Here is a 21,567-nt window from a genome sequence, read left to right as displayed (position 1 = left end):
ACAACAGAGGATAACGCGAATGGTTCTCGGCAAGCCACAAACAGACCCCACGCTTGAATGGTTTTTGTCTCACTGCCATATCCACAAATATCCATCCAAAAGCACGCTTATTCATCAGGGCGAAAAGGCAGAAACACTCTACTACATTGTAAAAGGTTCTGTTGCGGTGCTGATCAAAGATGAAGAAGGCAAAGAGATGATTTTATCCTATCTCAACCAGGGTGATTTCATCGGTGAACTCGGATTATTTGAGGAAGGACAGGAACGTACAGCGTGGGTACGGGCAAAAAGCGCCTGCGAAGTTGCAGAAATCTCGTACAAAAAGTTCCGCCAGCTTATCCAGGTTAACCCGGATATCCTTATGCGCCTTTCCGCGCAGATGGCAAGCCGCCTGCAAACCACATCAGAAAAGGTCGGAAACCTTGCATTCCTTGATGTGACAGGCCGCATCGCCCAGACATTACTCAACCTGGCAAAACAACCGGATGCCATGACACATCCGGACGGTATGCAAATCAAAATTACCCGCCAGGAAATCGGCCAGATTGTGGGATGTTCCCGCGAAACCGTCGGCCGTATTCTGAAAATGCTGGAAGATCAGAACCTGATCTCCGCACACGGTAAAACCATCGTGGTATACGGCACCCGTTAATCCGGACGGCCTTTATCACCAAAACAGGCGCAATTGCGCCTGTTTTTTTGTTTCTGAATTCCGCCGTTTTACTGCATTTCCCGGAAATCATTCAGGGTTTTTGCCAGCCGTTTCATCCCTTCATCCACATCGGCTTTTTCAATAATCAGCGATGGCGTGAAACGCAGCACATTGGTCCCGGCGTTAAGCAGCATCAGACCGTTTTTAGCCGCCAGTCCCAGCAGCGTTTTTGATTGATCACGGTAGATACCTGCCAGTTCGGCACCAATCAGCAGCCCTTTCCCGCGGATCTCCGCAAACGCGCCAAATGTGCTGTTCAGGGATTGCAGTGCATCCGCAAACCACTGATGGCGCTCATTCACACCCGCCAGCAGTGCCGGGTCGTTGATCAGATCAAAGGCCGCATTGCCGACCGCACAGGCCAGCGGGTTACCGCCATAGGTTGTGCCGTGTGTACCGGGCACCATCACCTGCGCAATGTCCTGTTTTGTCAGCATGGCACTGATCGGAAAACCGCCGCCCAGCGCTTTCGCCGTAGTCAGGATGTCCGGCTCAATGCCATAATCCATATAGGCAAACAGTTTTCCGCTGCGCCCCATCCCGCTTTGCACTTCATCAAAGACCAGCAATGCCTGATGTTTATCACACAGGTCACGTACTCCCTGCATAAAAGCAGGAGTGGCAGGCGTGATCCCCCCCTCACCCTGAATGGGTTCCAGCACCACGGCACAGGTGTGATCGTCCATCACCGCTTTGACAGCATCGAGGTCGTTAAAAGGCACATGAATAATATCCGCCGGTTTCGGCCCGAAGCCATCGGCATATTTCGGCTGACCGCCGACAGAAACGGTAAAGAGTGTCCGGCCGTGAAAACCGTGATGAAAAGCGATAATTTTGGTTTTATAAGGATGATGACGGGTCAGTGCATAATGGCGCGCCAGTTTGAATGCGGCTTCATTCGCCTCCGCGCCGGAGTTGGCAAAGAAAACCCGTTCCGCGAACGTGTGGTTTATCAGCTTCTGCGCCAGTGTCAGCGCCGGTTCATTGGTAAAAATATTGCTGACATGCCAGAGCGACTCGCTCTGGGTTTTCAGTGCCGCGACCAGTGCCGGATGACAATGACCCAGCGCCAGCACGGCAATCCCCCCGGCGAAATCAACATATTCGGTGCCATTCTGATCCCACACCCGGCTTCCCTGTCCTCTGACAGGAATAAAATCAGCCGGTGCATAAATTGGCAGCATTACTTCATCATAAGTGCCGCGCGTAACCGCATTCTGTTTTGTCATCGTTCCTTACCTGATCTATCCACAAGTGAAAATATAATCACCAAATATGAATAAAAAATCAAATCAAAACGAATGAAAAAACAGAACCGGGGATAAAATAAGCGATAACTGATTAGTATTTCAGGAAATTATTCAGGAGTTCATGCCCCTGCTCACTGAGAATACTTTCCGGATGGAACTGCACACCTTCAATCGGCAGCGTTTTATGGCGGATCCCCATGATTTCATCCACATTACCGTCATGCAGGCTCCATGCGGTAACCTCAAACGAAGCCGGCAGCGTTTCCGGGGCAATCACCAGCGAGTGATAGCGGGTGACGGTCAGCGGACGGTTCAGCCCTTTGAACACACCCTGCTGGTTATGATGGATTGCGGTGGTTTTACCGTGCATCACTTTACGCGCCTTCACCACCTGCGCGCCGAATGCCTGGCCGATAGCCTGATGCCCGAGACACACCCCGAGGATCGGGATTTCACCGGCGAAATGGCTGACCGCATCCAGTGAAATACCGGCTTCTGACGGCGTGCAGGGACCCGGTGAGATCACCAGATGAGATGGCGATAATTGCTCAATATCACTGAGGCTGACGGCATCATTTCGTTTAACCTGTACATCTGCACCTAACTCACAGAAGTATTGATACAGGTTATAAGTAAATGAGTCATAATTATCGATAATTAATAGCATGATTATCTATATCCGACTGATATATTTATCTTTTTTATTTTCAAACTGCTGTATCAGGCACACGTTGACAATACCCTGCAACCCCGGGAGATTGCACAGACAGTTTCATGAAGCGGGCTATAATACCACAGCCGGACAGAGAAAATAGCCCGAATGCGGCACGGCGCCGCAGAGGCAGATGTCGTCTTATTCAGACTATCAGGGAGTTTGACACACTTACGGGGAATATCCGGAAATATTCCCCTTAATCTGCACGAAAATACGGTTTATTTTACGATAGTTGCAGAGATAATTTTGATCGGTGTTGACGGCACGTTCTGATACGGACCGATGTTTTCTGTCTTCACTTTTGAGATTTTATCGACAACATCCATGCCGTTCACGACTTTACCAAACACGGCATAGCCGAAATCGCGCTGGCCGTGATCGAGGAATGCATTATCCGCCACATTGATAAAGAACTGGCTGGTTGCGCTGTCTTTATCTGCAGTACGCGCCATTGCAATCGTGCCGCGCAGGTTGCGCAGGCCGTTATCCGCTTCATTTTTTACCGGCGGACGGGTCTGTTTCTGATTCATATCCGCCGTGAAGCCACCACCCTGTACCATAAAGCCCGGGATGACACGGTGGAATGTTGTATCGTCATAGAATTTATCGGTGACATACTGTTTGAAATTTTCCACGGTTTTCGGCGCTTTTTCATTATCCAGCGCAATTTCAAAATCGCCTGCAGTGGTGGTAAATTTAACATGCGTCTGCTCTGCCGCAAACGCCAGCGACGTTGCACTGAGGGTACAGGCTGCCACAAATGTAACTAAAACACGTTTTAACATTCCCAATTCCTTTCAACGAAATAAACTGACACTAATCTTATCGATTTTAATGGGCAATGACGCTGAGCGCCACCGATTTACTTTAATTTACCTTTACCGCCGGGATAACTAATTAATATAAGAATTTTTCACGTATTTGTACTGATGATATTCTGTGCACAGTCCGTTATTTAGCAAAATAAGACGTAACTGTCCATTCTGCTGTACCCTTATTGCATTTAATGCGTAAATATAAATATTGCTTTGATTTTGATGGAAAATTTTTATTTCCCGATAAAAAAATCAACTTATACCAAATAAAAAATAGCACCTGTCTGTATAACAGATAATAAACCATTCTGTTTTTTATCTTTTTGCGGGTAAATATCCGCGTTTTTTTCACCGGAAAGACGTTGTTTTCTCCGGATTATATCGGTTACTGCCCCCGGCCTGTTATTGTTATTACTTTTTCCCGTTCTGAGAATAAACAGGCACAGTAATCTCTCCGCCGCAGTTCTTAAACAACAGGCATTAGGCTATAATCATCCCGGTTTCGACCTGAGGAGAACAGATTTTGACCATTAAAACGCACAACTACCAAGTGACCCATTTTGTCATCAGCGCACCGGATATCCGCCATTTACCGGAAGATACGGGGATCGAAGTGGCGTTTGCCGGTCGCTCCAATGCCGGAAAATCGAGTGCGCTGAATGCACTGACACAGCAAAAAAGCCTGGCGCGCACCAGTAAAACACCGGGACGTACCCAGCTTATCAACCTGTTTGAGGTCACTGACGGCTGCCGCGTGGTTGACCTGCCGGGCTACGGTTACGCTGAAGTTCCGGAAGCCATGAAACGTAAATGGCAGGCGGCACTGGGCGAATATCTGCAAAAGCGCAACTGTCTGCGCGGCCTGGTGGTGCTGATGGATATCCGCCATCCGCTCAAAGACCTGGATATGCAGATGATTGAATGGGCAGTGGCAATGCAGGTGCCGGTTCTGGCACTGCTGACCAAAGCCGACAAACTGGCCAGCGGCGCACGTAAGAAGCAGCTGATGGCGGTGCGTGATGCACTGACAGACCTGAGTGACACCGGTGATATTCAGGTGGAATATTTCTCCGCCCTGAAAAAAATCGGCATTGATAAGTTACGCCTGAAACTGGACACCTGGTTCAGCGAAAGCGACACAGAATGATCCGCTGACATATCCGCTCATGAAGAAGCCCGCGTACAGCGGGTTTTTTTATGCAAAAAAAATGCTCCGGTCAGACGTTATCTGACCGGAGCAGCTAATATTCAGCTAAATCCGATTACGTGAAGTAAAAGGTCTGAAAGATAGAACATCTTACCTCTGTACCCTACGCGAACAACTTTACCGCAAATTTACGGACAAAAAAACCTTTTTTGTAATTTTTTTTCATATTAAGCACGATTCAGCTTGTCACAAAACGGTAATATTCCCTTCAAATGTACTTTAATTACATATTTATGCGATCCGGGTCTATAGATAGTTCCGGGCTGATCGCACAAAATAGCAACAAAACAGCACAAATGGTGCCGTTTTCACACCATACTGTTATGATAGTCTGAGCGCATCCGGGAGTACGTCTCCCCATAATTTTTATTTATATTAGTGAGTTAGCTATGGCATTACTGACATTACGGCATTTTCCTGATCCCTGCCTGCGGGAAACAGCCCAACCCGTCACGGTTTTTGATGACGAACTGAAAACATTTGTCACAGATATGACAGAAACCATGTATGCCGAACGGGGCATCGGCCTTGCTGCGCCGCAGGTCGGTGTCTGTAAGCGTGTGATTATCGTGGATGTCTCTGAAAACCGCGATCAGCCGATGGCGCTGATTAACCCGGAATTTATTCAGTGCGACGGCGACATGATGATGATGGACGGCTGCCTGTCCCTGCCGGAGAGTTATACGGAGACACAGCGCTACTCTTCAGTCACTGTCCGTTATCAGGATATAAACGGTACAGAACATACCCTTGAAGCGGAAGGATTACAGGCGGGCTGCCTGCAGCACGAAATCGACCACCTTAACGGCAAGTTATTTATCGATCATCTCTCGCCGCTGAAGCGCCAGCGTATTGAGAAAAAAGTGAAGAAAACCCTGAAAATGCGGGAAGAAAACGCATAACAGGAAAATCCCCCCGGAACACAATGCCTTTACGCTATAGATTTCATCTGTGGCAAAGCAGCAAAAGAAGAAATCCGGGGAGCATACACCAGTATGTGACCCGGATTTCTGAGTGCAACCGACATGATGCCGGATGCTAAGGCTAAATCATTCGGTTTGCAGCAAGGCAGCAAGCAGAAGGAACCGGGGAGCATACATCAGTATGTGACCCGGTTCGTGACGCGCAGCGAACACCGCTGCAGGCCGAAGGATGACGCCTTAGTGGGCTTCGTCCCAGTTGGCGCCTACCCCCGCTTCCACTTTTAACGGCACATCCAGTTTCATCGCGGCTTCCATCAGCCCGCGGATCTTCTCTGCCATCTCTGCCTGCTGTTCTTTTCTGACTTCAAACACCAGTTCATCGTGTACCTGCATAATCATCAGCGCATCGATGTTCTCTTTTTGCAGCCAGTCATCCACGGCAATCATCGCTTTTTTGATGATATCCGCTGCGGTGCCCTGCATCGGGGCGTTGATCGCCTCGCGCTCAGCGGCCTTGCGGCGCATACCGTTACGGGAATTGATTTCCGGCAACCAGAGACGGCGGCCTTCCAGCGTTTCCACGTATCCTTTTTCTGCCGCATGTTCACGGGTGCGGGCCATATAGTCCAGCACGCCCGGATAGCGCTCAAAATAGAGATCCATATAGCGCTGCGCTTCACCGCGCGGGATCCCCAGCTGACGTGCCAGACCAAAGGCGCTCATGCCGTAAATCAGACCGAAATTAATCGCCTTCGCGCTGCGGCGCTGATCTGCCGTCACATCGTCAAGCGGCACACCAAACACTTCTGCGGCGGTTGCACGGTGGATATCCTTGCCTTCGGCAAAGGCTTTCAGCAGCCCCTTGTCCTGTGACAGATGTGCCATGATGCGCAGCTCAATCTGTGAATAGTCAGCCGCCATAATGCAGTAGCCGTCACGGGCAATAAACGCCTGACGGATACGGCGGCCTTCATCGGTTCTGACCGGAATATTCTGCAGGTTCGGATCACGGGAAGAAAGACGGCCGGTCGCGGTCACTGCCTGGTGATACGAGGTATGCACACGGCGGGTTTTCGGATCCACCATCAGCGGCAGTTTATCGGTATAGGTGGTTTTCAGTTTGGAGAGGCTGCGGTGCTCGAGGATCACGCGCGGCAGTTCATGGTTATCCGCCAGCTCCTCCAGCACTTCCTCATTGGTTGACGGTGCGCCACCCGGGGTTTTTTTCACCACCGGCAGATTCAGTTTTTCAAACAAAATGGTTTGCAACTGCTTCGGCGAAGAGAGGTTGAACTCCTCTCCGGCAATCACAAATGCCTGCTTCTCCAGTTCATCCAGACGGGCTGTCAGCTCCACTGATTGAGCAGCCAGCACATTGGCGTCGATCAGAACCCCTGTCCGCTCCATACGGGAGAGCACCGGCACCAGCGGCATTTCGATATCCTGGTAGACATGCAGCAGCGATTTTTCTGCTTCCAGCTGCGGATACAGCGCCTGATGCAGCAGCAGTGTGATATCCGCATCTTCCGCCGCATAATTGGCAGCCTCTTCCAGCGGGATCTGATTAAACGTTAACTGCTTTTTGCCTTTCCCGGCGATATCTTCAAAGGTGGTGGTTTTGTAATTCAGATGGCGGTCAGCAAGGCTGTCCATATCATGACGCCCGGCGACACTGTTGAGCACGTAAGATTCCAGCATGGTATCAAAGGCGATTCCGCGCAGTTCCACACCGTAATTTTCCATGATCCCGCGATCAAACTTCAGGTTTTGACCGATTTTACGGATGTTTTCATCTTCAAGAATCGGTTTCATCACCCGCAGCACCTGCTCGGTTAACAACTGATCCGGTGCATCCAGATAATCATGACCGATCGGCACATACGCCGCATGGCCTGCTTTCGCCGCAAATGACATCCCGACCAGACGCGCAGAGAGATTATCCAGGCTGTCAGTTTCGGTATCAAACGCAAACTCACCGGCTTCACGCAGGATATCCGCCCAGCGGTTCAGCGCCTCTTCATCAAGGATGGTTTCATAGTTTTCGCTGCTGATGTCCGGCGTGGCTGCCGGTGCTGCCGGGGTCTGTGCTGCGGCGGTTACCGCGGCTTTTGACGGCGCGCTGCGGGTACTTTTCTTCGCCAGCCAGCCGCCGTTTTCCAGATCACTTATCCAGCGTTTAAATTCATACTGTGTGAATAAGGCATGCAGCTTATCCAGATCCGGTTCCGACAATGCCAGGGAATCCCAGGTGCGATCGAGCTCCACATCGGTTTTGATGGTCGCCAGAGTGTAAGAGAGGTACGCCATCTCTTTGTTGGTTTCCATCTTCGGCGCGAGGGTTTTTGCACCACGGAAGCTCAGTCCGGCGATTTTATCCAGATCTGCATAGATATCATCCAGGCTGCCCAATCCCTGCAATAAGGCCTGAGCGGTCTTCTCACCGACCCCCGGCACCCCCGGGATGTTATCGGAGGAATCGCCCATCAGTGCCAGATAATCAATAATCAGTGACGGCGGAACACCGTATTTGGTTTCCACTTCTTCCGGCCCGAGAATGGTGTTATTCATGGTATTGATCAGGGTGATATCCGGCGTCACCAACTGTGCCATATCTTTATCACCGGTACTGATCAGCACAGCGCGGCCTTCTGCCGCTGCCTGTTTCGCCAGTGTCCCGATAACATCATCCGCTTCCACGCCGGAGACAGATAACAACGGCATCCCCATTGCGATAACCATGTCATGCAGCGGTGCTATCTGCTCACGCAGATCATCCGGCATCGGCGGACGATGTGATTTATAGGCTTCAAACAATTCATCACGGAATGTTTTACCTTTGGCATCAAATACCACGGCAACATGGCTGGGTTCATACTGCATCACCAGGCTGCGCAGCATATTCAGCACGCCGTACATGGCACCGGTCGGTTGTCCGGCGCTGTTGGTCAGCGGGGGGAATGCGTGGTAAGCACGATAGAGGTACGATGAACCATCGACTAAAATCAAAGGGTTGTCTGCAATCTGAGCCATAATTGCCTTCACAGTATTAAAGGGATTCTTGCGGGTAGCATGCCACAGACTGCGGCATCAGACGACTATTATCGGCCTCAGCCGTTAATCTTCCCGCACTCAGAACAGGACGGGTATCGCGGGAAAATAAAAAATAACAAGCTGTGGATAACTTTGTGGGTAAATTTATGAACCCTATGTAAATCACTGTCTGCAGCGCGATATACCCGAATCTCATTCAAAAAAATCAATAGGTTATAAACGAATACCGCAAGATAATCTGCCGTTGTAATCACTTGATTAATGTGGATAGTAAAAAAGCAATGGCGTTACCGCCATTGCTTCCGGAGATACAAATTCTGAGATCAGTTTTGCTTAATCAGATAATTGACCGTATCAGAGAACGCTTTACCGTATTCATTCACATCTTTGACTTCCAGACCGGCATTGTTGATCTGGTATTTACCTTTGACAAAGACCGCAGGCACACCGCGTAATTTGTAATCCGCCGCCGCTTTCTGCTGCTTGGCAATCAGGGATTTCACAAAGATGCTGTTAGCGGCAGAATCATAATCCTCACCGGTCACACCCGCTTTGATAAAGGCGTCACGGACATCGGCAGGTGTTTTAATGGTGCCGGTTTTCTGAATGCCTTCAAACAGGATCGGCGTCACTTTGTCCTCAACCCCCATCGCCATAGCCACAGACCACGCTTTGGTCATTTCAGGACCCATCGGGCCGCCGAGGAAATCAACATGATAACGTTCATGTTTGGCCCCTTCCGGCAGATTTTTGCTGATGGATTCCGGTACTTTGAAGTTTTCTTCAAACTGATAGCAGTGCGGACAGTAGAAGGAGAAAAACTCCACCACGTCAGGCTGATTTGTGACCGGTGTACTCAGTTCGGTGTACTCTTTTCCGGATACCGGGTTTGCAAACACACTGAAAGACATCGCAAATCCAATCAGCGCTAACCAAAGTTTCTTCATCTTTATCTCTCCTGAAAATCAATAAGGCAGAAAGCGCGTCAGCGGAGGCTCCGCCAGTACGGCTGTCTGTTCCGTCATCAGTGATTGCTGCTGTGACCAGAAATCACTTTCCGCCATCCATGGAAAAGCTTTAGGAAAAGCGGGATCCTGCCAGCGGCGTGCCACCCAGGATAAAAAATGAACCATACGCATGGCGCGCAGCGGTTCAATCAGTGCCAGCTCCCGCGTATCGAAGTCACAAAACTCCTGATAGGCATCGAGCAGAATGTCGAGCTGATAACGGCGCGAATCGGTATCCCCGCTGAGCAGCATCCACAAATCCTGCACCGCCGGGCCGTTGCGGGCATCATCGAAATCCACCAGCCACGGTTCATCACGCCATAAAATATTACCCGGATGACAATCCCCGTGCAGACGGATGGCATGCCAGTCGTCGTGCCAGCGGGCAGCTGTCTCACGGATCAGGGTATCCAGTGTAGCGATAAAGCTGTCACGACGCGCCTGCGGGATCAGCGGACACTGCGCGAGGATTTCACGCGGTGTCAGCAGATATTCCTGCAGTCCGATCGCCGGCCGGTGCTCAAAACAGCGTTCCCGGCTTATCTGGTGCAGCCGTCCGAGCAGCCGCCCGGTGCTTTCCAGCTGATCAAGGTTATCGGTTTCATACGCCCGTCCGCCGATCGACGGGAACAGCGCGAACAAATAACCGTCCTGTGACAGCAGTGTGTCACCGTCAAAGGCCAGCGGTGCCGCGACCGGCAGCCCGGCCTGAGCCAGTGTCAGGGTCAGGTCGTGCTCCTCGCGGATCTGCGCCTCATCCCAGCGTGCCGGGCGATAAAATTTCACCACATAACGGGTACGGTTTTCATCCGTAAACTGATATACGCGGTTTTCATAGCTGTTCAGCTCTGTCAGACCGGAATCCAGCCAGATACCGTAACGGCTGAGGCTGTCGATCAGACGGTCGGGCCGGAAATCCTGAAAAGTGAAAACCGGCGGAGTTGTCGTCTGCATTACTCTTTGATGATGCCGCGTGCACGTAACAGGGCGGTTTTAAAATCGTCTTCGTAATCTTTTTTCAGACCCGGAATGGCGTCTGTTGCCTCTGAGCCGCGCATTTTCAGGTGATAAATAAGAATATCATCAGTCAGGTCAGATAATTCACCCTCAAACCCGGCTTCGTCAGCCAGTTTCTGTAACATCTGCATCAGATTCAGATCAGAGTGTTGCTGCCAGACAGGGTGCAGAAGTTCAATAACCTCATTAAGACGATGACATTTCATAATAAATTCCTTATAAGCAAGATCGTAACACATTACCAATTATCCGCCGCTCCGGAAAGAACAGGACTGTCAGGATGCGTAAATATTGGCAGGCTGTAATAACTGCGGCGTATTATCCGTGATTATAACGACCATTGCATTGATATTCGCGCTCACTATACCGGAATCCTTGTTAAGATAAGTTCAGAATATTTATCAGAGATTGTCAGAGAAACTGAAAATGATGATGCAACTCAGCGGCTGTATTCTTGCCGGCGGACGGGCCACCCGGATGCAGGGACAGGATAAAGGCCTGGTATTACTGGGCGGGATCCCGCTTTATCAGCACAGTGTAAAGCTGCTCGCTCCGCAGACAGATGACATTTTTATCAATGCTAACCGCAATGCGCGGGATTATCACGCCACCGGCCTGCGGGTGGTCGCCGATACATTACCGGATTTTCCCGGCCCGCTTGCCGGGATGCTGACCGGTCTTGAAAACGCCCTGCACGACTGGGTGCTGTTTGTGCCGTGTGATGTGCCGCAGTTCCCGGCGGATCTGGCGGAAAAACTCTGGCAGCAGAAAGGGGATGCCCTGTGCGCTTATGCCTGTGATCACCAGCGGGCGCATCCTGCCTTCGCGCTGTGTCACCGCTCATTGATCACCCCGCTCAGAGAATACCTCACCGGCGGCGATCGCAAACTTCTGCTGTTTATGGATAACATCGGTGCAAAAGCCGTCACATTTGATGCAAATTCCGGTGATTTTATTAATCTCAATACCCTTGCGGAGTGCCGGGAATGGGAAAAGCAGCACCGGCTGCCGCATCAGGTGCCCCTGCTGGCGGTCACTGCTTACAGCGGCACCGGTAAAACCACCCTGCTGAAAAAGCTGATCCCGCAACTGCGGGAAAGCGGGTTGCGCATAGGGCTGGTCAAACACACGCATCATGATATGGATGTCGATACCCCGGGAAAAGACAGCTATGAGCTGCGCAAAGCGGGCGCTTATCAGACGCTGGTAGTCAGTCAGGAGCGGTTTGCGCTGATGACAGAAACCCCGGGCGGTGCGGAGCCGGATCTGATGCAGCTGGCTGACCGCTTTGATACACGGGAGCTGGATCTTATCCTGGTGGAAGGGTTCAAGGGTGAATCCGTAGCGAAAATTGCCCTGTTTCGTGATGTGACTGACCGCCCGTACCAGACACTGCTGGATGAATTTGTTATTGCATTTGCGTCAGATAAACCACGGCAGGATGTCACGGTTCCGCAGCTGGATATCAACAATATCACTGCCATCCGCGACTTTATTATCCGCTGGCTGGAAAATAATCCGTAACCGTCACTCATATCGGGACTGGTATAAAATCATGTTACCCGGCCCGATATGAGTCTCACCGGGATACTCATACTTTTTATCCTGAAAAAACCGGTTAATATCATTATTTACGTTTTAAAAACAGAGAAATATTGAATATGACGTTATTTAATCTATTCTGAAAACGTGTTTATTGTATTTTCTGAAACAAAAAACGAGGTTTATTTATCATGAAAAAGTATTTCGTCACCGCGTGTCTGGTTGCTGCAAGTGCATTTTCCTCAGTGGCTCTCGCTGAACCTGCTGATATTCAGGTACCCGATAAAATGACCTGTAAAGAGTTCGTGAATCTGAATCCGCAAAGCTGGGCACCGGTTGCCCTGTGGGTGATCAGTAAAGACACACAATATCCGGGCGGTGACTTTGTGGCACTGTCAGAAAAAGGGATTGCAGAAGCGCCAAAAATCGTTGAATTCTGTAAAAAATTCCCGGAAGGTACACTCCAGGATTACCTGGCTGCCCGCAATAAATAATCCCCCCGAATAAATAATGAAGCGCCGGAGATATATTCCGGCGTTTTTATGCCATTATTCCGGCAAACTTTCCGCTGCATATTTGCTACAGTATATCTTTCAGCCGCTTTACCGGATAAAAGATATAATGAGTGACGAACTGATTCTGGTCGATGAACATGATAATGCCCTCGGGTATGACGAAAAACTCCGCGTTCATCAGCTCGGATTACTCCACCGTGCATTTTCTGTGTTCCTGTTTAATGATGCGGGTGAACTGCTGATCCAGCAGCGCGCACTCAGCAAATACCATTCCGGCGGATTGTGGGCCAACAGCTGCTGCAGTCATCCCCGTCGCGGTGAATCGCTGGAACAGGCAACACAGCGCCGTCTGCAGGAAGAGCTGGGGATCACCTGCCCTTTACAGTCTGCCGGTCATATCATTTACCGGGCGGATGTTCCGCCGTCACTCATTGAACATGAGTATGACCACCTGTTTACCGGTCACTATAACGGCCCGTTTTCCCTGAACCCGCAGGAAGTCGCTGCCGTGCGCTGGATACCACTCACTGACCTGAAAAAAGAGATGCATGATCATCCGCAACATTTTGCCGAATGGTTTAACGTCATTGCCAAAAAGTCCCCCTTATTACAGATAACAACATCATGACACTGATTACTGAAGAACGTGCGCCTTCCGCACAGGAGTATTGCACCCTGCGCATTAAGGCCGGATTATCGGCAAAATCACTGAAAGCCGCTGAGATCGGGCTGCCCAACAGTTTATATATCGTGACTATCCGGGATGACGGAACGCTTATCGCCATGGGGCGCGTGGTCGGTGACGGTGCCTGTAATTTTGAGGTGGTTGATGTCGCCGTTGATCCGGCATATCAGGGCGCGGGGCTCGGCCGTCGGGTTATGAACTGCATCGATGGCTATCTTGCATCCGCCACACTCGAAGGTTCCTATGTCTCGATGATCGCGGATAAACCCGGTTTCTATGAAAAACTCGGCTGGAAATCGGTCAGCCCGGCATCAGAGGGAATGTCGAAGAAGTTCGGGTGACCGTCAGCTATTCAGAATAGTTTCGTCATATCCTCCTCCGGAAACAGTACTACATCCTCTTTAACATGGCCCTGCGTAGTGTCATTGTCATTACGTAAAAAGAAAGCAGGCCGGACATCGTCACGGCCTGCTTTGCAGACATCAGTATCAATTAATGTGCCATCAGCGCATTGTCACAAACTCTTCCGCTGCTGTCGGGTGGATGGCCACGGTGTTATCGAAATCTTTCTTGGTGGCGCCCATTTTCAGTGCGACCGCAAAGCCCTGCAGGATTTCGTCCATACCGTAGCCGATGCCGTGGATACCGACGATTTTTTCGTCTTTACCCGCACACACCAGTTTCATTTTGCATGGCTGGCGGTGGCTGGTGACCGCGGTATACATGGCGGTGAAAGAGGACTTGTAGCATTTCACATTGTCCGCGCCGTACTGCTCAATCGCCTGTGGTTCGGTCAGACCCACAGTACCGATCGCCGGGTGGCTGAAGACAACGGTCGGGATGTTGGTGTAATCCAGGTGCTCGTCCGGCTTGTTGTTAAACAGGCGCTCAGAGAGACGGCGGCCTGCGGCAACCGCAACCGGGGTCAGTTCAACAGCACCGGTGTTATCACCCACCGCATACAGGCCCGGAACCGACGTGTTCTGGTATTTGTCCACCTGAATATAACCGCGATCGTTAAGTTTCACGCCGGTCACATCCAGATTGATATTGTCAGTTGCCGGTTCACGGCCGATAGCCCAGATCAGGCAATCCACGGTTTGTTCGTGGCCGTTTTCCAGTTGCAGGGTCAGGCTGCCGTCGGCATTTTTCACAACTGCTTTCGGTACCGAGTTGGTGTGCAGTGACGTCCCTTCAGTGTTCATCACTTCAACCAGCGTTTCGGTGATCAGCGGGTCGAAATTACGCAGTGGAGCATGTTTGCGGACAAACAGATGTGTTTCGCTGCCCAGGGCATTCAGCACCCCGGCCAGTTCCACGGCGATATACCCAGCACCGACCACCGCCACACGTGACGGCAACGCTTTCAGTGCGAAGAAACCATCAGAATCAATGCCGTATTCCGCGCCCGGGATGGATGGCGGAACCGGACGGCCGCCGGTGGCGATCAGGATATGATCCGCGGTGTACGTTTCACCGTTCACTTCCACGGTATGTGCATCTTTAAAACGGGCAAACCCGGTGATCACATCCACTTTATTATTACCGAGAACGCGCTCATAAGACTGGTGAATACGATCAATATACGCAGAACGGCTTTCCAGCAGTTTGTCCCAGCTGAAATGGTTGATGGTGGTATCAAACCCGTAATCCGGGCCGTACTGGCGGATAGCTTCCGCAATCTGCGCACCGTACCACATCACTTTTTTCGGGACACAACCGACGTTAACACACGTGCCGCCGAGCGCTTTTGCTTCAATCAGGGCACATTTCTGCCCGTACATTGCTGCCCGGTTTACAGACGCAATACCGGCACTGCCGCCGCCGATTGCAATATAATCGTAATGTTTGCTCATAGTTGGCTCGTTCCATTTATCAGTCAATACATAAACACCCGCTGCCGTCATGCCCGCAGCGGAAACGAATTATTCCGGTGTGATCCAGTCAACCAGTGTATGCCCTGTACCTTCCGGTACCAGCACGTTATGCAGCCACGGCAGCACGGATTTCATCTGCGATTCCAGCTTCCACGGCGGATTAATCACAATCATACCGGATGCGGTCATACCGCGCTGATCACTGTCAGGGCGTACCGCCAGTTCGATTTGCAGAATTTTGCGGATCCCGGTTGCCTGAAAATCTTTTACCATCCGTTTGATCTGCTGGCGCAGCACCACCGGATACCAGACCGCATAAGTCCCGGTTGCAAAGCGGCGGTGACCTTCCTGAATCCCTTTCACCACGGCCTGATAATCACTTTTCAGTTCATACGGCGGGTCAATCAGTACAAATCCGCGCCGGGATGACGGCGGTAACTGTGATTTCAGTTGCTGATAGCCATCTTCCCGTACCACACGGGCACGGTTATCGCGGCTGAATTCATTGCGCAGCAGCGGAAAATCAGACGGGTGCAGTTCGCTGATATTTAATTTATCGTGATCACGCAGCAAATGTGCAGCGATCAGCGGCGACCCCGGATAAAAACGCAGATCACCGCGCGGATTCAGTGCACTGACGGCCTCAAGATACGTTTTCAGTTCTTCCGGCACCGATTCCTGCGCCCAGATGCGGGCGATCCCTTCCAGGTACTCCCCGGTACGCTCCGCATGCTCACCACTGAGCTGATAACGCCCGGCACCGGCGTGCGTATCCAGATACAAAAAGGGTTTGTCTTTCTCTTTTAATGATTCAATGATCAGACTCTGGACGGTGTGTTTTAACACATCCGCATGGTTGCCGGCGTGAAAGCTGTGGCGGTAACTAAGCATACAAAGGCCTCAGATGGTCGGGTGTACACCACCCGGAACAAGAATATCAGTACAGATTGAAGCACTCAGTATAACCTGATTTCGGCAGGAAAGAACCAATGCCCTTTCCTCATCTGTGCGGCGTGATAATGAACCATTGTCATTATCAGTAGTCATAAAATGACGATTGATATAAATAGCGAGGTAAATATGACACGTTTTACAACCACGGTGCTGGCACTGGCAACATTACTGGTCAGCACCTCCGCGCTGAGTGCGCAGAATGGCTGTGACATTAAAAAGAGTAAAATTCAGGAGCAGCTCAGCTACGCCAAAGCACACGGCAACACACACCGGGTGCAGGGGCTGGAGCGGGCTTTGCAGAATGTGAATACTTACTGCACACCAAACAGTCTTCGGGATGATGCCCGTGATGAAGTCAGCGATCGGACAAAGGAAGTGGCTGAACGCAAAGCCGATTTGCAGAAAGCCATTGATAAAGGCGATATCAGTAAGATTGCCAAACGCGAACGCAAACTGGCCGAAGCCGAAGCGGAATTAAAAGAAGCGCAGGCAGAACTGGATGCATTATCGAAGTAATCATGCCACTGCCGGTTTTCTGATAACAGAAACCGGCAAACCGTATTAAAACTCCGTTGCTCTTAACTGACCGAAATAATTCGTCAGCCGGAAGCGAACTTCAAAATTCCGCGTTCCGGGATGAATATTCAGGCGGCGCTGAACGTCTGACCCGAGCGTTATCAGCGCAGTATAAGAATATCCGCTCCGGAAGGGGTAATTCTGCACTGAAATACAGCGCTCCCGGCTAACCGCCGCCTGCGCCGGCGTAAAGGTATGCGTTAACAGCCGTTTATTTTCACTGCCGATTTCATTAATATCCAGGCGGATAATTCTCTCATCCCCCTCCGGCCGGGTAAGCAGACACACATGGTTTGACACAACCACCACATTTGCCGGTAAATACGGCCCTTCCGGTTTATAAACACACCCGCTAATAAGCAGCAGAATAACCGTGATCAGCAGAGATCGGTAATTCTGCCGGTTATTTCCGGGAAAAACATATTTATTATTCATATTGTGAACATCTTATAAGATGGTATTTATTTTCATTATTCTGAGATGAAATAAGTGCGGTTAATTACATATTATTATCCCGGTTTATCAATCGGGAAATTCTGAAGGCCGTTATATCAAAACCTGAATTGTTCATCCGGTGAGTCCTGTAGTAAACTTAAACGGAATCAATTTCCGAACAAGCGAGGATACATGACCCGGGAAAATGACACACCGGAAGATGACAACAGCACATCATCATTAACCCCCCTGCGGAAGAATTTTGATGAAGGAATAAAACAGGGAAAAAAAGCCCTGAAATGGAGTGTGAAAACCGGGAATTATATCCGCGATATCCCGTTTATTGCTCACCTGATCCGCACAGCCACCCGCTTTAATGACAGAATGGGCAGCCCGTTCGGTGCCGCGATCACCTATTTCTCGTTTTTATCCATGATCCCGATTCTGATGGTCTCTTTTGCCGCCGCCGGTTATGTGCTGGCCTTTAATCCGGAACTGCTGACCAAACTTATCCGCGGTGTTGCCAACAGTATCAGCGACCCGACACTCGCTGCCACCATTGAACGCAGTATCGATACCGCCATCCGCCAGCGTGCGACTGTGGGGTTAACCGGTCTGGCACTGGCACTCTATTCCGGGGTGAACTGGGTGGGTAATCTGCGGATGGCTATCCGTGCGCAGTACCATGACCAGTGGGAGCCGGATATCGAAGTCAAAGAGAATATGGTTCTGCGCTATCTGCGGGATTTTCTCACGCTGATCGGCCTGCTGGTGGCACTGGTGATCACCCTTTCCCTGACCTCCATTGCCGGTGCCGCACAAGCCCGGATAGTCGCGTTTCTCGGCCTGGATGCGGTCGAATGGCTGCGTCCCGCCTGGACAGCGATCGGCCTGACCATTTCCATCCTCGCCAACTACCTGCTGTTTACCTGGATTCTCTGGATCCTGCCGCGTATGAAGCTGAGCCGCAAATCACTGCTGAAAGGCACACTGCTGGCTGCGATCGGCTTTGAGATCCTGAAAACCATCATGACCTGGCTGCTGCCGAATATGGCGGCTTCCCCGTCCGGTGCGGCATTTGGTTCGGTTATCGGCCTGATGGCCTTTTTCTATTTCTTCGCACGGCTGATCCTCTTTTCTGCCGCCTGGATTGCGACTGACATCCAAAAAAATAAAACCGCCTGAGATTTTGGCTGCAATATGGTATGAATATCAGTCAGTGTAACGGATACTTAACCGTTACCGGCTGATATTCAGACAGTTGCAGACAACCACATCATCAGGAGCCTCTATGCCATTCATCAATATCCGCATCACCAAAGAGGGTGCGACCGCAGAACAAAAACAAAAACTGATTGAAGGTGCCACGCAGTTACTCGTTGATGTGCTGGGGAAAAATCCGGCTTCAACGTTTGTGATTATTGATGAGGTGGAAACCGATAACTGGGGTGTCGGCGGGCAGAGCGTGACGAAACTGCGCGCTGATGCGAAGCAATAACGATGCCCGCGCGGAATTTGTCTGCCCTGCTGCAGGATGTTCAGCCGGCAGGTTTTGCCACGGCGTTCTGTTTCACCGGTGAAGGGTGTGATCTGCCGGACGGTGCCGCACACGGCGGCCTGAGCAGAAGCGACAGTACACCGGTTACCCCGGATACCCCGGTGCGGATCGCCAGTAACACCAAGACGTTCACCGCGGCGGCCGTGCTGCGCCTGTATGAACAGCAGAAACTCAGTCTCAGTTCACCGGTCGCACCGCTGCTCTCCCCGCAGTATGTCCGCTGGCTGACAGAGGCAGGTTATGATCTGAATGCCATCACGGTGCAGCATCTGCTCAGTCACAGCAGCGGGCTGTATGATCATGCCGATGAGAAGTATATCCGTGATGTGCTCGCGGACCCGGGCCATCTCTGGACACGGGATGAGCAGATCCGCCTGTATGTCAGCCGGGGCTATCCGCTGATGAAACCGGGCCTCTGCTACTTCTATTCCGATACCGGATACCTGCTGCTGGGCGATATCATTGAAAGGATCACGCAACTGTCTCTGGCACAGGCAGTCCGGCAGTTGCTGCGCTTTGATGCCCCGGGTATGGAATCCGCTTACTGGGAGCTGGAAGAACCGGTACCGGCGGGTCTTCCGCCACGGGCACACCAGTATCTCGGCAATATTGACGGGGATACTATCAGCCCGACGATGGATCTTTGGGGTGGCGGCGGGTTAATTATGTCGGTAAATGCCCTGGCGGTGTTTATGGCGAATCTGTTTGAAGGACGTATTTTTGACAAGCCGGAAACCCTTGCAACCATGCTGCAACCGGGCAGCCATGACGGCGCGGAAGATTACCGCTGCGGGGTGATGGTGACAGAGCGGAACGGACAGGCGCTCTGGTATCACCTTGGATTCTGGGGAACCGCAGCTTATTATCACCCGCAGAAAAAAATTGCGGCGGCGGGATTTGTGAATAACCGTGATACCCGTCCATGGCTGATGAATCTGCTGGAAAGCAGCTTATGTCAGGACGATAACTAACCAATAAAAAGGGTATCTTCCAGATACCCTTTTTATTTCATGCTGTTACCCAAAATCAGGCACTGACACCGTCGGTGTTATTATCTGCCGCCGGTGGTTCGCTGTTACCGTTTTGTCCGCCTTTTTTATCCGGCGCCGGTGCTGCCGGTTTCACGTCCTGTGACGGCTCTGCGGCTTCCGGGGTTACCACCGGGGCTTTGACCTGCTCTGCGGCGGCTTTTTCTGCCGCTGCTTTTTCCGCAGCCGCTTTCTCCGCAGATTCCGCATCTGCCGCCCGTTTCTCTGCCGCAGCAACCGCTTTCTCCGGATGCATTATCTTATCGAACTGCGCGCGCAGCTGATCCACATTCATTTCTGTCTCACCTTTCGGCTGAGTAAAGAAGAATGCGGTATCCTGCTCTAAAATCGCATGAATTTCTGCGTTCAGCACATCCGGTGTCAGGTTGTTCAGGAATGCCTGACGCAGACGCTGGTACTGCTCCGGCGGAATATCGATGATATTGCTCTGCTGGGACATCAGACGCTGGTTGATCAGGATATCGGTGGTGGTACGGGCATAGATAGCAAACAGCTGCTGAAGCTGAGCCTGTTTCATGGCAATCAGGGCATCAAAGTTCTCAGCGGAAATCCCTTTTTCTTTCAGCACAGCCAGTTCACCGGCCAGCTCAGAGACAATCACCGGCATTTTTTCATTCGGTGCCCGCAGACTGAGCATACAGCTGGCGCGCTGATACTGCATCCGGCAGTCCATATTCATTGCCATGAACTTTTCATTTTTCTTGCCGATGCCCTGCTGTAATGCGCCGAAAAGGGCTTCACGGGCGAGATCATTTAACCAGTAGCGGTTCAGTGCATCCGAATCTTTAACGGAAGACCAGTTCAGATCCCAGACCAGCGCCAGCATATCGTCTTTCTGATTTTCATTCACCGCATGAACTGAGCGCGGTTTCATCGGCGGCAGAGTGGCAACACTGACCGGTGTCTGGCGTTTACCTTCCTGGGAACCGAATGCTTTGCTGATGGCATCTTCCAGCGCACGCTTATCAACCGGGCCGGCAACATACAGTGTTGCCATATCCGGCGTGTACCAGCGCTGATAGAAACTGTTCAGTGCCTCAACATCAATTTTGCCCGCAGGCGGCGGTACCGGGTCAAACCCCTGGAGGGTGGTGCCTTTTATCCGGGCACGCCAGATAGGATCATTGATATCCGGCGGATAGGTGGCGATCGGAGAGTCCGGCGCAGCCAGCGCAGCCGCAACGGTTTCCTGATTAAAAATACCATGACCTGAGACATCCGCCATCCAGCTCAGTGCCGCTTTCAGCACCTCCGGATTATTATTCGGCAGGCTCAGGTTATAGAGTGTGAAATCATAGGAAACAATGGCCGGCGGCAGCGGCATGTCCGGGTTTATCCCGTTACGCAGCAGGTTCGATAACTGCTGTGTGTTCAGACTCTGGCTGTTGAACATCACCACTTTCGGGATGAGATAAGCAAACCCTTTTTCAGCCGGTTTTTCCATCATGGAACCGGTCTGAACAGAAAGGCGCATCTGTATGCGGTCATTCGGGCGCTGCGGCGTCTGAAGCAGCTGCCAGCTGAATCCGTTTGCCAGTTTACCCTGCTGCCATGCCGGGTCCGGCTGTAATGCTTCTGCGTGTAACTGAGATGTGACGGCAATCAGGACGCCACCGAGTAAAACACGTAAATAAGAGCGTTGCATGCTGACCTCTTTTAATATGAATCCCTGGTATGCC

22 protein-coding genes and 1 pseudogene are annotated in these 21,567 nt (G+C 51.2%); 12 read left to right on the top strand and 11 right to left on the bottom strand.

Annotated elements, in window-relative coordinates; genetic code table 11:
• Window positions 1–19: 19 nt before the first annotated feature.
• Complete coding sequence (crp, locus tag ACF8OF_RS09225; protein WP_004240730.1) at window positions 20–652, top strand: cAMP-activated global transcriptional regulator CRP; 633 nt, start codon at window positions 20–22, stop codon at window positions 650–652.
• A 68-nt stretch (window positions 653–720) separates the two neighbouring features.
• Here crp and ACF8OF_RS09220 read toward each other — a convergent pair whose 3' ends face one another.
• The 3 genes from ACF8OF_RS09220 to ppiA form a co-directional block, all read right to left on the bottom strand.
• A complete protein-coding gene (locus ACF8OF_RS09220) occupies window positions 721–1,941 on the bottom strand; it encodes an aspartate aminotransferase family protein (protein ID WP_262883837.1) in 1,221 nt (406 codons plus the stop codon).
• A 112-nt stretch (window positions 1,942–2,053) separates the two neighbouring features.
• Window positions 2,054–2,629 (bottom strand): aminodeoxychorismate synthase component II, encoded by a 576-nt coding sequence (locus tag ACF8OF_RS09215; protein WP_004236520.1) that lies wholly within the window; start codon window positions 2,627–2,629, stop codon window positions 2,054–2,056.
• A 266-nt stretch (window positions 2,630–2,895) separates the two neighbouring features.
• On the bottom strand, window positions 2,896–3,462 hold the full coding sequence (gene ppiA, locus ACF8OF_RS09210) for a peptidylprolyl isomerase A (RefSeq protein WP_025154783.1): 567 nt from the start codon (window positions 3,460–3,462) through the stop codon (window positions 2,896–2,898).
• 553 nt (window positions 3,463–4,015) lie between these two features.
• On the opposite strand from ppiA, the gene yihA reads away from it, so the two are divergent.
• Together yihA and def are read left to right on the top strand one after the other, a co-directional pair.
• Window positions 4,016–4,639, top strand: a complete 624-nt coding sequence (gene yihA / locus ACF8OF_RS09205) for a ribosome biogenesis GTP-binding protein YihA/YsxC (protein ID WP_025154782.1) — start codon at window positions 4,016–4,018, stop codon at window positions 4,637–4,639.
• Window positions 4,640–5,088: 449 nt separating this feature from the next.
• A complete protein-coding gene (gene def / locus ACF8OF_RS09200) occupies window positions 5,089–5,601 on the top strand; it encodes a peptide deformylase (RefSeq protein ID WP_262859565.1) in 513 nt (170 codons plus the stop codon).
• A gap of 258 nt (window positions 5,602–5,859) precedes the next feature.
• Here the strand turns inward: def and polA are convergent, their stop codons facing one another.
• The 4 genes from polA to ACF8OF_RS09180 all read right to left on the bottom strand — a co-directional run bounded on the left by polA (window position 5,860) and on the right by ACF8OF_RS09180 (window position 10,903).
• The gene (gene polA / locus ACF8OF_RS09195; protein WP_392496407.1) at window positions 5,860–8,652 is read right to left on the bottom strand and encodes a DNA polymerase I; all 2,793 of its coding nucleotides are present in this window, start codon (window positions 8,650–8,652) and stop codon (window positions 5,860–5,862) included.
• Between the two features lie 344 nt (window positions 8,653–8,996).
• Window positions 8,997–9,620 (bottom strand): thiol:disulfide interchange protein DsbA, encoded by a 624-nt coding sequence (dsbA, locus tag ACF8OF_RS09190; RefSeq protein ID WP_025151494.1) that lies wholly within the window; start codon window positions 9,618–9,620, stop codon window positions 8,997–8,999.
• Window positions 9,621–9,638: 18 nt separating this feature from the next.
• Window positions 9,639–10,634, bottom strand: coding sequence for a serine/threonine protein kinase (locus tag ACF8OF_RS09185; protein WP_274371063.1), 996 nt, complete (start codon window positions 10,632–10,634; stop codon window positions 9,639–9,641).
• Window positions 10,634–10,903, bottom strand: a complete 270-nt coding sequence (locus ACF8OF_RS09180; RefSeq protein ID WP_025151496.1) for a YihD family protein — start codon at window positions 10,901–10,903, stop codon at window positions 10,634–10,636. Before ACF8OF_RS09180 ends, ACF8OF_RS09185 begins: the two co-directional genes overlap by 1 nt.
• Before the next feature lie 220 nt (window positions 10,904–11,123).
• On the opposite strand from ACF8OF_RS09180, the pseudogene mobA reads away from it, so the two are divergent.
• The 5 genes and pseudogenes from mobA to ACF8OF_RS09155 all read left to right on the top strand — a co-directional run.
• Window positions 11,124–11,666, top strand: a pseudogene (mobA, locus tag ACF8OF_RS09175) (molybdenum cofactor guanylyltransferase MobA); the annotation flags it as partial.
• 36 nt (window positions 11,667–11,702) lie between these two features.
• A complete protein-coding gene (gene mobB, locus ACF8OF_RS09170) occupies window positions 11,703–12,221 on the top strand; it encodes a molybdopterin-guanine dinucleotide biosynthesis protein MobB (RefSeq protein WP_279799533.1) in 519 nt (172 codons plus the stop codon).
• Between the two features lie 209 nt (window positions 12,222–12,430).
• Complete coding sequence (locus tag ACF8OF_RS09165; protein ID WP_004240743.1) at window positions 12,431–12,733, top strand: HdeA/HdeB family chaperone; 303 nt, start codon at window positions 12,431–12,433, stop codon at window positions 12,731–12,733.
• Between the two features lie 127 nt (window positions 12,734–12,860).
• Window positions 12,861–13,382 (top strand): isopentenyl-diphosphate Delta-isomerase, encoded by a 522-nt coding sequence (gene idi / locus ACF8OF_RS09160; protein ID WP_392496406.1) that lies wholly within the window; start codon window positions 12,861–12,863, stop codon window positions 13,380–13,382.
• Window positions 13,379–13,780 (top strand): GNAT family N-acetyltransferase, encoded by a 402-nt coding sequence (locus ACF8OF_RS09155; RefSeq protein ID WP_392496405.1) that lies wholly within the window; start codon window positions 13,379–13,381, stop codon window positions 13,778–13,780. The genes idi and ACF8OF_RS09155 overlap by 4 nt, the downstream gene beginning before the upstream one ends.
• Window positions 13,781–13,942: 162 nt before the next feature.
• On the opposite strand, the gene gorA is transcribed toward ACF8OF_RS09155, so the two are convergent.
• Window positions 13,943–15,295: a glutathione-disulfide reductase gene (gene gorA, locus ACF8OF_RS09150; RefSeq protein WP_392496404.1), complete on the bottom strand. Its 1,353-nt coding sequence runs from the start codon at window positions 15,293–15,295 to the stop codon at window positions 13,943–13,945.
• A gap of 69 nt (window positions 15,296–15,364) precedes the next feature.
• Window positions 15,365–16,207, bottom strand: coding sequence for a 23S rRNA (adenine(2030)-N(6))-methyltransferase RlmJ (locus tag ACF8OF_RS09145; RefSeq protein ID WP_262859571.1), 843 nt, complete (start codon window positions 16,205–16,207; stop codon window positions 15,365–15,367).
• A gap of 189 nt (window positions 16,208–16,396) precedes the next feature.
• Here ACF8OF_RS09145 and ACF8OF_RS09140 point away from each other — a divergent pair, with 189 nt between their 5' ends.
• Window positions 16,397–16,786, top strand: coding sequence for a DUF1090 domain-containing protein (locus tag ACF8OF_RS09140; RefSeq protein WP_262859572.1), 390 nt, complete (start codon window positions 16,397–16,399; stop codon window positions 16,784–16,786).
• 45 nt (window positions 16,787–16,831) lie between these two features.
• Here ACF8OF_RS09140 and ACF8OF_RS09135 read toward each other — a convergent pair whose 3' ends face one another.
• Complete coding sequence (locus ACF8OF_RS09135) at window positions 16,832–17,281, bottom strand: putative T6SS immunity periplasmic lipoprotein (RefSeq protein WP_392496403.1); 450 nt, start codon at window positions 17,279–17,281, stop codon at window positions 16,832–16,834.
• 192 nt (window positions 17,282–17,473) lie between these two features.
• On the opposite strand from ACF8OF_RS09135, the gene yhjD reads away from it, so the two are divergent.
• The 3 genes from yhjD to ACF8OF_RS09120 all read left to right on the top strand — a co-directional run bounded on the left by yhjD (window position 17,474) and on the right by ACF8OF_RS09120 (window position 19,810).
• Entirely contained in the window at window positions 17,474–18,466 is a 993-nt protein-coding gene (yhjD, locus tag ACF8OF_RS09130) for an inner membrane protein YhjD (protein ID WP_392496402.1), read from the top strand.
• Window positions 18,467–18,572: 106 nt separating this feature from the next.
• Entirely contained in the window at window positions 18,573–18,779 is a 207-nt protein-coding gene (locus ACF8OF_RS09125) for a 4-oxalocrotonate tautomerase family protein (RefSeq protein WP_279799481.1), read from the top strand.
• Window positions 18,780–18,781: 2 nt separating this feature from the next.
• The gene (locus ACF8OF_RS09120) at window positions 18,782–19,810 is read left to right on the top strand and encodes a serine hydrolase domain-containing protein (protein ID WP_392496401.1); all 1,029 of its coding nucleotides are present in this window, start codon (window positions 18,782–18,784) and stop codon (window positions 19,808–19,810) included.
• A 55-nt stretch (window positions 19,811–19,865) separates the two neighbouring features.
• Here the strand turns inward: ACF8OF_RS09120 and ACF8OF_RS09115 are convergent, their stop codons facing one another.
• Entirely contained in the window at window positions 19,866–21,533 is a 1,668-nt protein-coding gene (locus ACF8OF_RS09115; RefSeq protein WP_392496400.1) for a M16 family metallopeptidase, read from the bottom strand.
• Window positions 21,534–21,567: the final 34 nt, after the last annotated feature.

The organism is Morganella sp. TYF_1 (assembly GCF_043105645.1).
GTDB lineage: Bacteria > Pseudomonadota > Gammaproteobacteria > Enterobacterales > Enterobacteriaceae > Morganella > Morganella morganii_B.
The sequence above is the reverse complement of the archived record's forward strand: the minus strand, read 5'-3'. Positions and strand labels throughout refer to the sequence as shown.